Origin of the sequence: Fodinibius sediminis (genome assembly GCF_900182555.1) — a bacterium.
In the GTDB taxonomy this organism is placed as follows: Bacteria; Bacteroidota; Rhodothermia; order Balneolales; family Balneolaceae; genus Fodinibius; species Fodinibius sediminis.
This window is the reverse complement of sequence record NZ_FXTH01000014.1, coordinates 13793-28287: the sequence shown is the minus strand read 5'-3', so window position 1 is coordinate 28287 and position 14495 is coordinate 13793. Positions and strand designations below refer to the sequence as shown.

8 protein-coding genes are annotated in these 14495 nt (G+C 50.2%); 3 read left to right on the top strand and 5 right to left on the bottom strand.

The features are described from left to right. Positions 1 to 7 precede the first annotated feature (7 nt). The 5 genes from FN808_RS14670 to FN808_RS14650 all read right to left on the bottom strand — a co-directional run bounded on the left by FN808_RS14670 (position 8) and on the right by FN808_RS14650 (position 5370). Positions 8 to 994 (bottom strand): TRAP transporter substrate-binding protein, encoded by a 987-nt coding sequence (locus FN808_RS14670; RefSeq protein WP_142715365.1) that lies wholly within the window; start codon positions 992 to 994, stop codon positions 8 to 10. A 2-nt stretch (positions 995 to 996) separates the two neighbouring features. Further along, the gene (locus FN808_RS14665) at positions 997 to 1671 is read right to left on the bottom strand and encodes a bifunctional 4-hydroxy-2-oxoglutarate aldolase/2-dehydro-3-deoxy-phosphogluconate aldolase (protein WP_142715364.1); all 675 of its coding nucleotides are present in this window, start codon (positions 1669 to 1671) and stop codon (positions 997 to 999) included. 51 nt (positions 1672 to 1722) lie between these two features. After that, a complete protein-coding gene (locus tag FN808_RS14660; RefSeq protein WP_142715363.1) occupies positions 1723 to 2757 on the bottom strand; it encodes a sugar kinase in 1035 nt (344 codons plus the stop codon). A 21-nt stretch (positions 2758 to 2778) separates the two neighbouring features. Then, complete coding sequence (gene uxaC, locus FN808_RS14655) at positions 2779 to 4179, bottom strand: glucuronate isomerase (RefSeq protein WP_142715362.1); 1401 nt, start codon at positions 4177 to 4179, stop codon at positions 2779 to 2781. A gap of 165 nt (positions 4180 to 4344) precedes the next feature. Then, on the bottom strand, positions 4345 to 5370 hold the full coding sequence (locus FN808_RS14650; RefSeq protein ID WP_142715361.1) for a LacI family DNA-binding transcriptional regulator: 1026 nt from the start codon (positions 5368 to 5370) through the stop codon (positions 4345 to 4347). Positions 5371 to 5746: 376 nt separating this feature from the next. Between FN808_RS14650 and FN808_RS14645 the strand changes: the two genes are divergently transcribed. The 3 genes from FN808_RS14645 (at position 5747) to FN808_RS14635 (ending at position 14430) form a co-directional block, all read left to right on the top strand. Continuing rightward, entirely contained in the window at positions 5747 to 9001 is a 3255-nt protein-coding gene (locus FN808_RS14645; RefSeq protein WP_221930067.1) for a SusC/RagA family TonB-linked outer membrane protein, read from the top strand. A 33-nt stretch (positions 9002 to 9034) separates the two neighbouring features. Continuing rightward, a complete protein-coding gene (locus tag FN808_RS14640) occupies positions 9035 to 10948 on the top strand; it encodes a RagB/SusD family nutrient uptake outer membrane protein (protein ID WP_185958427.1) in 1914 nt (637 codons plus the stop codon). Positions 10949 to 11073: 125 nt separating this feature from the next. Then, positions 11074 to 14430 carry a VCBS repeat-containing protein gene (locus FN808_RS14635; RefSeq protein WP_142715359.1) on the top strand — a complete coding sequence of 1119 codons (3357 nt, stop codon included), beginning with the start codon at positions 11074 to 11076 and terminating at the stop codon, positions 14428 to 14430. The last annotated feature ends 65 nt before the right edge of the window (positions 14431 to 14495 follow it).

The window sequence follows — 14495 nt, the reverse complement described above, 5'->3', positions numbered from 1 at the left end:
CGTCCTGTTATTTTACGGCTCTGATGCTTTCAATCAGATCATAGAATTCCGGTTCATTGTTTTCATATCGGTCGTAGATGACCTCAACTTTTTTTCTGAAGGGTTCCTTCTCCGGCCGTATCACTTCAATGCCGGCTTCTTCCACAACTTCCAGGGCCTCTTCTTCCGCTTCAGCCCATATTTTCCGCTGGTATACCTTGGAGCTGTCGGCCGCCTCCTGTACCCACTGCTGTTCCTGTTCATTCAGGTCGTTCCACAGGTGGGTGCTGACAAGCAGTATATCCGGAATGGCGGAGTGTTCATCAAGACTGAAATAATTACTTACTTCATAGTGGCGGGAGCTGTGGAAGCTGGGGGGGTTGTTTTCAGCCCCATCAACAATCCCCTGCTGTAGGGCCGTATACAGCTCGCCCCAGGAAATTGGAGTGGGGGAGCCTCCCAGGGCGTTGATCAGGCTCACGGCCATGGGACTTTCCTGAACCCGTATTTTCAGACCCTCTAGATCCTCCGGGGTCCGGATGGGGCGCTCTTTGGTATAGAAGCTGCGCTGGCCGGCATCATAATAGGTGAGTCCACGAAGCCAGTAGTCCTGTCCGGCAAGCAGGAGGTCCCGGCCAACCTCCCCATCCAGCACATTATAATAATGTTCAGTATTTCTGAACAGGTAGGGCAGGCTGAATACCCGAATCTCTGGCACAAAATTTTCGAGGACAGCTGCGGACACCTTTGTCATATCCACGCTTCCAATCTGAAGAAGTTCCAGGGTTTCACGTTCTGAGCCGAGCTGCTGGCTTGGGTAGATATCAATCTGGAGCTTTCCATTTGATTTTTCGTCTACCAGTTCCGCCATCCGTACCATCCCCTTGTGAACCGGATGCGTGACATCCAGCCCGTGGGCTAATTTAATGGTACGTGTGTCGGTTATTTCACTGCATCCGGCAAACACCCATACTGTAAGAAAAACCGATAAAAGGAGAGGCCTGTATTTTGTCATATCTACAGTTCACTGCGTATGTTGTTAATTAAGTCCAGAGTGCTTCGGACATGTTCTTCCAGCTTGTCGTAACTTCGATTGGCCAGAAATTCCTTGGTCACGAGCTTGGACCCCATCCCCACACAGGTTGCACCGGCCGAGAACCATCCCCGAAGATTTTCTTCCTCTGCCGTTACTCCGCCTGTTGGCATAATGCTGGTCCACGGACACGGTCCCTTTATTGCTTTAACAAAACCGGGTCCCAGCTGGCTACCCGGAAACACCTTGATAATTTCCGCTCCCAGTTCTTCGGCCCGGGCGATTTCCGACAGCGACCCGCAACCTGGTGACCAAAGCACTTTTCTTCGGTTGCAGACGGTGGCAATATCCTCTCTCAGTACCGGTGTGACTACGAAGTTAGCTCCCAGCTGCATGTAAAGGGAAGCCGTTCCGCCATCCGTGACGGAACCGACACCTAGGATCATTTCCGGGAGTTCCCGGGCGGCAAACTTATTGAGTTCACCAAACACTTCGTGGGCATAATCACCCCGGTTGGTAAATTCGAGTAGCCGCGCTCCGCCATTATAGCAGGCCCGGAGCACTTTTTTACTTACTTCAATGTCGTCGTGATAAAAGAGCGGGACCAAGCCCGTAGACTCCATCACGGATGCTACATGTATACGTTTAAATCGTGCCATAGTCTGTTAATTTATCATATTACCGTAGTTATTTGTTTTGACGGCCGGGCCTTAGCGGGAAACACGTCCGGATGCATCCCCTTCCATCAGCTTTTCAACTTCGGCCACGGTGGATAAGTTGGCATCCCCGTAGATGGTGTGTTTCAGGCAGGAGGCCGCCACGGCAAACTCAAGGGCCTGCTGGTCGGTTTCATAGGTGAGCAGTCCGTAAATAAGGCCTCCCATGAAGGAGTCGCCGCCGCCTACACGATCCACGATATGGGTGATTTGATAGGTAGGGGCTTCTAAAAAGTCCTCACCGTTGTACAAGACGCCCGACCAGCTGTTGTGCGAAGCACTGATGGAGCCGCGCAGCGTCGTAATAATTTTCCGGGCACGGGGAAAACGCTCCATCAATTTCTTGCAGACCGACAGGTAGGCCTGGCTGTCCATGGAGTCTCCCTGCGTTACATCAACATTGTCCGGGTGGATGCCAAAGTGCTTTTCAGCGTCCTCTTCATTTCCGAGGATGATATCACAGCCGGCGACCAGGTCGGGCATCACCTCGCCCGGTTCCTTGCCGTAGTTCCATAGCTTTGCCCGGTAATTCAGGTCGGTAGAAACCGTTACGCCCAGTTCATTGGCGGCTTCTATGGCTTCCAGGCAGACGTCAGCAGCTCCCTGTGAGAGAGCGGGCGTGATGCCGGTCCAGTGGAACCACTGGGCTCCGTCAAAAACTTTTTCCCAGTCGATGGTTCCCTTTTCTATGGTGGAAATAGCGGAGTGAGCCCGGTCGTAAATGACTTTGCTTCCCCGGCTGACCGCCCCGGTTTCCAGAAAATAGATTCCGAGCCGTTCACCTCCGTATACAATATGGTCGGTGCCGACGCCCCGCTTGCGCATCTCCATCATGGCGCACTGGCCGATATCATTTTCAGGCAGGCGGGTGACAAATTCCACCGGTACGCCATAATTGGCCAGCGACACCGCTACATTTGATTCTCCGCCCCCATAGATGATATCAAAAGAATCGGCCTGGGAAAACCGCAGTTTCCCGGGGGGTGACAGACGCAGCATGATTTCTCCGAACGTAATGACTTTTTTCATAACACAAAGGCTTTATGGTTATTAGAAGTTGAAATATTCTTTTGCATTGTTGTAACAAATATCGGACACAATTTTTCCCAGCCAGGGAAGATCATGCGGCAACAACCCCTTTTCCACATCATTTCCCAAAAGATTACATAAAATCCGGCGGAAGTACTCGTGCCTTGGGTAAGATAAAAAGCTTCGTGAATCTGTCAACATTCCTACGAAACAACTAAGCAACCCCATGTTGGACAATGTATTCATCTGTTCTTCCATGCCATCCTTCTGGTCGAGGAACCACCAGGCAGAACCAAACTGCATCTTTCCTTTTACGGAGCCGTCGTTGAAGTTGCCGATCATGGTGGCTATGACTTCATTGTCGCTGGGATTGAGGTTGTAAAGAATGGTTTGGGCCAGCTGATCCGTGGAATCGAGTTCATTCAGAAAGTGAGCCAGCGTCTGGCTTTGGGAGAAATCACCGATGGAGTCAAAACCAGTATCAGGCCCCAGCTTTCGACGCATGCGTTCGTTGGTATTGCGTAATGCACCGAGGTGATATTGCTGAACCCATCCCTTCTGCTCATACATTTTACCAAGTTCCAGCATGATACGATAGGTGAGGCTCTTTTTTTGATGGTCGGTCAATGCATTGCCCTTGCGAACCTGTGCAAAGGCCTCTTCCAGATCGGCGGGGGTTGCCTCCGCGTAGTAAATTTTCTCGACGCCATGATCGGCCAGGCGACCTCCCTGTTTGTGGAAGTAGTCCACACGGTTCTGCAGGGCCGCCAGCAAGGTGTCCAGGCTGTTAATCTCGATTCCGCTCACCCGCGCGAGATCGTCGATATAGCTGTTGTAATCATCGACCTTCTCAAAAGCATAGGCATTATCCGGGCGAAAGGCAGGGAGTACCTTGGTCCCGAAAGATGATTCTTTGATATATTTGTGAAATTCGAGGGAATCCACCGGATCATCCGTCGTGCATACCGTCTCCACATTATTTCTTTGAATCAGGCTCTGAGTGCTGAAGGACGACTTTTGGAGCTCCCCGGTGCAGTAGTCATAAATCTCTTCCGCAGTGTCCGGCGACAACAGTTTGGTTACCCCGAAATAGTTCTTGAGTTCCATGTGCGTCCAGTGATAGAGAGGGTTTCGGACTGTATAGGGAACAGTTTGAGCCCATTTTAGAAATTTTTCGCGGTCAGGGGCCTCCCCGGTAATGTAGTCCTCATCAATACCCAGGGTTCTCATGGCACGCCATTTATAATGATCACCGTCGAGCCAAATGCTTGTCAGATTTTCAAAATTTTTATCGGCTGCTATTTCCGCCGGGGGGAGATGGCAGTGGTAATCAATGATTGGCTGAGGAGCGGCATATTCGTGATATAATGTTTTCGCCGTGTCGGTTTCGAGTAAAAAATGCTCAGATAAAAAAGAACCCATAAAAATATTATTTAGATGCAATCGATTGCGCAATTAAGGCATTGTATACGTTTATTTCAACTGGAAAAATGGAAATTTTGACCATAATTTTTTAATAAATCCAATGGAAAAAAGTCAAGTTGTATGGCATTGGCAGTATAAGAACCTACAAATGTTTGTTAAGCATCATTTTTCTTTTAACGAGGAGGGGCGTACGATCAGCTCCGGTTTGAGGACGGTTTTACGGGTAATAAAGTTGCCTTCCTCCGCCTTGACCTGCTCCAGAAAGAGCTCGGCGGCAAATTTTCCCATGCGATTCGTGTGCTGGTCGACGGTGGTCAGCGGGGGGTCCACCAGTGATGTAAAGGATTCATTACTGAAGCCGGCAACGGCGGTGTCATCCGGTATGGAGACACCCCGCTCTTTTAAAACCTGAATGGCGCCCATGGCGGCATAGTCGCTGGCTGAAAAGATGGCATCGGGAGGAGTGGAGAGGGAAAGCATTTTCTGGGTAGAATTCTTGCCTGATTCGATCTTGAGTTTGCTTTCAATGATTAGATTCTCGTCAATGGGAAGGTCGTGATCTCTCAACGCCTGCCGGTAGCCACGCAACCGTTCTTTGTAGATGTTGATATGCTGTTGTCCCGCAAAATGTGCAATTCGCCGGTATCCCTGTTCAATTAAATGTTCTACCACCCGGTAAGCCCCCAGAAAGTCGTCAATAACGACTGTGCTGGCGTTAATGGATTCATTGACGCGGTCATAAAAAATAAGGGGTACACCCTTTTTCAGGACTTTTTCGTAATGGGAATGCTCCACGGTTTCCATCGCAATGGAAGCCAGGATGCCATCCACCTGGGCCTCCAGGAGTGCTTTAATATTGTTTTTTTCCTTTTCAAAGGAATCATAGGATTGGCAAATGATAACGTTGTATCCCGCATCATTCGCGACCTCTTCAATGCCCCTGATGATTGAAGCAAAAAAGTTACGGTCGGCAGTGGGCACGATGACACCGAGGATATTGCTTTTTCCTTTTCGCAGGGCTACAGCAATGTTATTCGGCTGGTAATTGAGCTTTTCTGCGGTCTCTATGACGGCCTCTTTGGTGGAGTCGCTGATGCGCGGATGGTCTTGCAGGGCTCTGGAAACCGTGGAGGCGGTCACCCCCAGTTCATCCGCTATGTCGTGTATGGTCGTCTTCTTATTTTTCATAAAAATTTTCATTCCAATTTGGACAAATAAGAACAAAACTATCATTTCTGACGAGGAATAAAAATAATCTTTAGGGATATAGGGGTTTTTCCTGCAAGAAGATCCGCTATGCTTCCGGCAGTACCCAAAAAAGTTTCGTTTTTCCTGAAATTATTTTAAAAAAAATTTGTAATCCCGCCTGAAAACGGTTAAAGTAGTGCGTGAACAAACGATTGCACAAAAGGAAATGCCACGATTTAGTTAATTTGTACGAAGGGATACTGGTTTAATTGGCACATCTTTGGTTTAGGGACTCAGTTAAACTGTTACTGAATGCATGTTGATTAAAGGGAAGGTTATTTTCGTTTAAACTTAAAGGGTAACTATGGTGAGTAGAATGATACAGATATCGCATATCTATGTAGTGTTAAAGGCCATCAGGCATCGCATGTTTTTACCGGCATTGCTGTGTTTTTTGATGGTGGGCAGCGTTTCATACGGACAGGGATCAGGATCCTTCACAGTCTCCGGAGTGGTAACGGAGGGGGCTACGGGATCTCCGCTACCCGGGGTGAATATCCTTGTGATGGGAACAGCAACGGGTACCACGACCAACGGCGACGGTGAATATGAAATTACTGTTGACAGTGAGTCTGATACGTTGCGGTTTTCATTTATCGGCTATCGGGAACAGGTCGTTCCCATCAACGGGCGAAATTCCATCAACATAACGATGGAAGCGGAGACCTTTTCCGGTGAAGAGTTGGTTGTGGTCGGTTATGCCACCCAGGAGCGGCAGAATATTTCCGGTTCGGTGGCCAGTGTTGATGTTGAAGGACTCAATCAGGGAACTTCCGGGCAGGTGACCAAGCAGCTGCAGGGACGGGCTTCGGGCGTTTCTGTTACCTCTTCCGGGCAGCCGGGCGAGGAGCCGGATGTCAGAATACGCGGAATCAACACCTTTGGCAATAATGCACCCCTTTACATTGTAGACGGAGTGCCTACCCAGGATATCAATTCCATCAACCCGAATGACATCGAAACGATGCAGGTACTGAAGGATGCATCGGCGGCGTCTATTTACGGGGCACGGGCCGCTAACGGGGTTATTGTCATTTCTACCAAGAAAGGCGGCGGTGATGTGCAGGTGAATTACAGCGGCTATGCCGGTTATTCAATTCCCAAGCAGGGCAACGTCTGGAATATCCTGAGTCCCCAGGAAATGGCGGAACTCAAATGGGCGGCCATTCGAAATTCCGGCGGTAACCCGGCGCCTGATCCGCAGTATGGCAATGGATCAGAGCCGGTTCTGCCCGATTATATTCGTCCTGCAGGCGAGATGGAAGGAGATGTAAATGAAGATTCCTACTACCTGAAACCTGAATACAAGGATCCTGCTCAGCTGAATGAGTTTAATCAGATCGTTCGCGCCAATAAGCAGGGAACCGACTGGTACGACGAAATATTTTCGCCGGCCATGACGATGAATCATGACCTTTCCATCAGTGGAGGCGGAGATGCCGGTAACTATATTTTAACCCTGAATCATTACGATCAGCAGGGAACGCTGGATCGAACCTTCAACAGGCGTTCTACCATACGGGTTAACACTGATTTCAAAATCAGCAATAATGTTCGGATCGGGGAGAACCTGTCATATTCCTTCTCGGAAAGTCCACAGGTCAGTGCCCTCAGCGAGGGAAGCGCCATCGGTATGTCGTACCGGCAGCAGCCGATTGTACCGGTATACGATATTGCCGGAAATTTTGCAGGCTCGGCCGGTCAGCAGCTGGGTCAGGCTTCAAATCCGGTAGCTCAGCAGTATCGAACCCGCAATAACGAAGCCAACAACAGCAGGTTGTTCGGAAATGTGTTTGCCGAGGTTGATTTTGCCGACAACCGGTTCCAGTTCCGCTCCAATTTTGGCGGAGAGATATCGTCAGTGACCAGCAAGTCGTTTACCTTCCCGGAATATGAAAATGCGGAAAACAACTCCGTCAACGAGTTTAGCGTCAACGGATCCAAAGGGTATAACTTCACCTGGAGTAATACGCTGACCTTCCAGGAGGACTTCAATGATGTTCACTCTCTTGAGGTACTGCTGGGAACGGAAGCCTACCACAACGAGGGTCAGAACTTCGGCGGTTCCTCACAGGGCTACTTTTCATTCAATCCCAATTACACGAACCTGTCGACCGGTTCCGGAAACAGAACCAACTATAGTTATGAGTACGAGGATGGGCTCTTGTCCGTGTTCGGGCGTATTGACTACAACTACGACAGCAAATACATCCTGAGTGCCACTTTGCGACGCGATGGCTCCTCCCGGTTCGAGAACTACCAGTGGGGCATGTTCCCCGCGGGAAGTGTCGGATGGAGGGTGTCACAAGAGTCTTTTATGCAGGATATTTCCTGGATTTCCGAACTGCGCCTGCGTGCTGGATACGGAGTCATGGGGAACCAGCTGAACGTAGATCCCAACAACCCGTACAACCTGTACGTCGGGGATAATGCTTCTTCCTTCTATCCCATCAATGCCAGCAACAGTGATGTTCAGCAGGGATTTGAGCAAAGCCGCATCGGTAACCCGGATGCCAAGTGGGAGAAAAACATCAGCGGAAACATCGGGGTTGAAACCACGCTGTTTAATGACAAACTGGAAATCGTAGCCGAATACTATTGGAAGGATGTAAAAGACCTGCTGTTCAACCCGCGGCTTGTTGGTACGGCTGGTACGGCAACACCTCCCTATGTTAATGTTGCCAATATGAAAAACCGTGGAATTGATGCCATGGTCACCACGCTGGGCAACATCGGAAGTGAAGATCTGCAGTATAATGTAAGCCTGACCTTTACTTCCTATGAAAACGAAATTGTTAAAATTTCCGAGATCAGCGAGTACTTCAGTCAGGACAGCAGGAGGTTCGGATCAGATATCATCCGCAATGAGGTAGGTCAGCCGATCTCCTCTTTCTATGGCTACCAGATTGAAGGCTTTTTCAACAGTCAGAGCGAGCTCGACCAGGCCAATGCCGGCGCTCCGGACGGAAGTTTCCAGACGGATGCCGCAGTGGGTACATTCCGCTATGCAGACCTGAACGGCGATGGCGAGATCACTGCAGACGACCGGACCTTCCTGGGCGACCCGAATCCGGACTTCACCTATGGCCTGGATATCGGTCTGAACTACAAGCGATTTGACCTGAATGCGTTCCTCTACGGTTCGCAGGGCAATGATATATGGAACCAGGTAAGATGGTGGACCGACTTTTACTCCAACTTTGCAGGGGCGAAGAGCCATGCAGCACTGTACAATTCATGGACGCCTGAGAATACCAATGCGTCGCTTCCCCTTCAGACTACAGGTGGCGGATTCAGTACGTCCACCGTCCCCAACTCCTATTTTGTGGAAGACGGTTCCTATCTCAGGATGAAGGAGCTGGTGCTGGGGTACACTTTCCCTGAGCGACTCACAGAGAAAATTTCGGCCTCTCGACTGCGACTCTATGTCCAGGCTTCCAATTTATTCACCATCACGGGCTACAGTGGAATTGACCCTGAGATCGGTGGCGGGAGTACAAACTTTGGAATTGATGAGGGTGCCTACGCCAGCACACGACAGTTTTTGTTGGGACTTAACCTCTCATTCTGATAAATGAATTTAATAAACAAAAAGGATGATATTATGAATAGTGTAAGAAATGCAATAATCATTACGAGTCTGATAGCAATCGGTGGACTCTTTTATGCCTGCGATTCGATTATCGATGTGCCGGCTAAAGGGGCACTGAGTGAGGACGTGTTGGCGAACGAAGAAGGGGTTGAAACCCTGCTTGTCGGGGCCTATGGCGCCTTGGACGGGCAAAGCCTGAACTCCGAACGAAGAGGGGCCACAGATGTGAGCAACTGGGTCTACGGAAGTATCGCCGGGGGCGATGCGCACAAGGGCGAGTCGCTGGGAAACACCAACGGTTACGTCCAGATTGGAAACGGTAATGCTTCGGCCACCATCAGTTATCTCGATGGAAAATGGACGGCGCTCTACGAAGGCATCCGGCGTGCAAATGCAGTTCTGGATCTGATCAACCGTGTGAAAGACATGAGTGAAGCGGATAAGCAGCGAGTGGCTGCAGAAGCGCGCTTCTTGCGGGGACACTATTATTTTGAGCTGAAAAAGATGTTCAATAAGGTGCCCTGGGTTGATGAGGAAACGGAAAATCCAAATCAGCCGAACGATCAGGACATCTGGCCGAATATAGAAGCGGATTTTGATTTTGCCTACCAGAACCTTCCTGAAGTGCAGAATGATGCGGCTCGCGTTAATAAATGGGCAGCAGCGTCCTACCTGGCCAAGACTTATGTTTACCAGGAAAAATGGGGGGATGCAAAGCCTCTGTTTGATGAGATCATTGCCAATGGCGTTACCTCCCAGGGCGTACCCTACGACCTGATTGACGAGTTCCGACAGAATTATAATCCCGCCCGTGAAGATGGCAATCCTGAAGCGGTTTTTGCCGTCGAGATGGTTGCCAACGATGGCACGGGACACACAAGCAATGCCAATCTGGGCATGTCACCGGCTTTCCCTTACGGAGATACCAGCCCCTTCTCGTGCTGCGGCTATTTTCAGCCCACACAGGATCTGGTCAACTCCTATAGGACAAGCAGCAACGGTCTGCCCATTATTGATGTCAGTGATCCTGATCCCTATAACAGTGAGATGGTGACCAATGATATGGGCGTATCTCCCCAGGAGCAGTTTCAGCCCTACCAGGGTACTCTGGATCCCCGCCTGGACTGGACGGTGGGCCGACGAGGGGTGCCGTATCACGACTGGGGTCCTTATCCCGGAACAGCCTGGGCTCGTGAACCTGAAAACTTTGGTCCCTACGGTCCCAAAAAGCACGTCTACTGGGCTGAGCAGCAGGCACAGTATGCCGATCTCAACTCGTGGGCGCCGGGCTCCGCTATCAATACTTATGTGATTCGTTTTGCCGACGTACTGTTGCTGGCCGCGGAAACGGAGATTGAAGTCGGATCTCTGGAACAAGCCCGACAATATGTAAACCGGGTTCGTGAACGAGCGGCCAACGAAGACGGCTGGGTCAGCATTGATCTCAATCGCGGCCAGGCCATTGCAGAGGTATCAAGCGAGCAGGAGATGCTCAGTCTTGAAGAAGTGGGGCAGTTCGACTGGGTGATCAGAGAGGATACTGGCACAACCTTCGTATTCCTGGGAGGCGGATCTTCCGACAATGCGGACAACTGGCAGGAGTATGAGATCCCGAATTACAATATCGGTCTGTATACGGCAGCTCAATTCAGTGATCCGGCCTTCGCCGAACAGGCGGTTCATTTTGAACGCAAGCTTGAACTGGCGATGGAAGGCCACCGCTTCTTTGATCTGGTGCGCTGGGGTGAAGCCGACAAAAAGCTGAATGAATTCTTTAGCTACGAGGGGCCGGCTTTGGGTATACCCACACGGGATGGACAGTTTACACCTGGAAAAAATGAGTACTATCCCATTCCGCAAAATCAGATTGACCTGAGTACCGTTGGTGGTGAGCCGGTGCTGCAGCAGAATCCCGGCTACAATTAATTGATAAACACAACACCGTAATAAGTGACCAGAAGGGAGGCAGCCGCAAAGGGGTTGCCTCTCTTTATTTAAAGGCTATTTTATATCGTATTCAATACCATACACCAAATTTAAAAGACCTAACAGTGCGAAACGTATTTTTCTGTCTGGCTGCGGTACTCCCATTGTGGGGGATCCTGGGGTGCTCGTCTGACCGGGAAACTGATAAACGGTTTGAGTTAATGCCGGCAGAACAGACCCAAGTTGATTTTGAAAACAATATTACGAATACCAAGGCGCTGAATATTCAGAATTACGGGTATTTCTATGATGGGGCAGGCGTGGCCGCGGGTGATATCAATAATGACGGTCTGGTTGACCTTTATTTTGTGGGTAACGAGCTGAAAAACAAATTATACCTGAACAAGGGTGATTTTGTATTTGAAGACATTACGGCATCGGCAGGGGTGGATGGCGACACCACGGGATGGTCGACCGGGGTGACCATGGCCGATGTTAATGGTGATGATTACCTGGATATCTATGTCAGCCGGGTCAACTATGGAGGCAAAACCGGTGCGAACCAGCTCTTCATAAATAATAAAGATAGTACGTTTACAGAGCGGGCTTCCGAATATGGGCTTGATTTTAAAGGGTATTCGACACAAGCTGCCTTCTTCGATTACGATTTGGACGGTGACCTGGACATGTATTTGCTGAACCATTCCTTTCACAGTGAGAAAACCAATGGAAGGGCCGACATACTCCGGGCGGAGAACGACTCCCTGGCAGGAGACCGCCTGTACCGCAATGACGGCACGAATTTTGTGGACGTCACTGGGGAATCGGGCATTTACAGCAGTGCCCTCGGTTACGGGCTGGGTATTGCAGTGAGTGATATCAACAGGGATGGCTGGCCGGATATTTATATCGGGAACGACTATCACGAAGACGATTACCTGTATCTCAACAACCGGGATGGGACATTCAGGGAAGCACTTTACCAGTACGTCGGGCATTCCAGCAAGTCATCGATGGGCAACGATATCGGAGATTTAAACAATGATGGACGTATGGAAATTGTCTCGCTGGATATGCTGCCGGAAGAGAAGGATGTCGTAAAGCGATCAGGGATTCTCAATACTTACGGCAGAGTACAGACCGACCGCAGGTTTGGGTACCAGCCGCAGTATTCTCACAATACGCTGCAGCTGAACAGGGGGCCCAAGCCCGGTGGAGCGGCCCCTTTATTCAGTGATATAGGATTCATGTCGGGTATCGCCGCCACGGACTGGAGCTGGGCGGCCCTGATTTTGGATATGGATAACAATGGCCTCAACGATATTTTTGTAACCAATGGCATCGTGGGTCGGCCGACGGATATGGACTATAACCGGTTGCTGCAGGAACAAAGCCGGCAAATATCGCTCAGTGATGATATCGAGGAGGAAAATCTCAAGCTCATTGAAGAGATGCCATCGGTCAGGATTCCCAACTATGCCTATGAAAACAAGGCCAATTGGAATTTTTCCAATAAGGCCGGGGAATGGGGGCTCGATCATCCAGGCTACTCCAGCGGGGCCGCCTATGCCGATCTTGATAACGACGGGGCGCTGGATCTGATTGTCAATAATGTAAACATGCCTGCTTTCATTTACCGAAATAAAACGGTGCAACAGGATAGTTTAAATAACTATCTGAACATCCGGCTGCATGGCAGGGATATGAATACCTCGGGCATTGGTGCCAAAGTAATACTGTACAGGGGGCAGCAGGTTTTATACCGTGAGCAGAGTCCTACCAGGGGGTTTCAGTCGTCGGTCAGCCACACCATGCATTTTGGTCTGGGCAACAGCTCCGCTATCGATTCGCTTACGGTTGTCTGGCCCGATCACTCCTTCCAGACATTGGGTCGTGTTCGGTTAAACAAGACGCTGGAAGTCGATCAGCGAAATGCTGTAGGTACCTTTGATTACAAGAGGCTGAGGAATGAGCCGGGTTCCCGGTTATTTACGGATATTACGGAGCAGGTGAACCTCGACTATGTTCACAGGGAAAACAAATTCAGTGATTTCCGGCGCGAGCCCTCGCTGCCATATAAGATGTCCCGGCTTGGTCCGGCCGTGGCCCGGGGTGATATCAATGGCGATGGCAGGGATGATCTGTTCCTGGGCGGTGCTCATGGACAGTCGGCACAGCTTTATATCCAGCAGGCTGACGGCACGTTCTCGGCTTCTGTGTCCAACAGCAAGCTATTTGCACTGGACAGGGGCAGCGAAGATGTATCAGCGGTTTTCCTGGATGCTGATGGCGATGATCTACTGGACATCTATGTTGTCAGCGGCGGGAACCAGTATCACAACAATACCGATATTCTGGCTGACCGTCTTTATCTGAACCAGGGCAATGGAACATTCAGCAAGGCGGTGGACAAGCTGCCCGGCATTAATACGAACGGCTCGGTTGCCGCTGCCACCGATTTTAACGGTGATGGTGCCGTCGACCTGTTTGTTGGAAGCAGGAAGTCGTGGAATTATGGGGCTCCATCCAGGAACTACCTGCTCCAAAATGACGGAACCGGCCATTTTACAGATGTGACTGAACAGATTGCCCCGGAACTGAAACAAGCAGGCATGATAACCGATGCAGTATGGGCTGATATGACGGGCTCCGGGCATCCCGACCTGGTAGTGGCCGGCGAGTGGATGCCGGTAAAGATATTCACAAACAACGGACAGCGGCTGTCACCGGATGAGGACAATACGGGCCTGGAGCAAATCCGGGGGCTCTGGTCGAAATTGCTGGTGGATGATTTCAATCGTGACGGAAAACCCGATATCATCGCCGGGAACTTTGGGACGAACTCCCGCCTGGAAGCTTCGAAGGAATCTCCCCTGCGGCTCTATATACAGGATTTCGAAGGAAAGGGCCAGTTGTCCCCGGTTATTGCCTACCGTGAAGAAGGCCGCTACTTTCCCTTAGAAAGCGTAAACGAACTTGTTGAACAGTTTCCATCCCTGGCGAATGAAATGTCCGGGTTTGCCGAATATTCTACCAGGTCAATGGAAGAACTTTTTGGTGAAGAGCTTGTGGATTCCGCAACGATTAGGGAAATTACCACTTTTGCTTCATTGTACATTGAAAACCGGGGGGATCAAACTTATACAGTCCGGGAACTGCCCGATATGGCCCAGATTGCACCGGTATTGGGACTGCACTCAGGCGATTTTGATGGCGATGGAGCTATGGACATATTGCTGGGTGGTAATATCCATGATGTCAAACCAGGGCTGGGAGGACGACAGGATGCCAGTCGGGGACTGGTGCTGAAGGGAAGTGGTAAGGGAACCTTTGACGCTGTAGAGCTGGATGCCAGCGGATTTGTTGTGGAAGGTGAAGTACGGGCATTGGTTCCGCTTGCGGCAGTAAAAGGCGATACCGCTGTTGCTGTTATAAAAAATAACCAGCGCCCGCAATTCTTTAGGCAAAATGTCAAAGATTGAACCGGGATATTTTTACTGTCTTAGCGTGCGGCGATGTATGGCCGGATGCCTCATACAGGGAACGC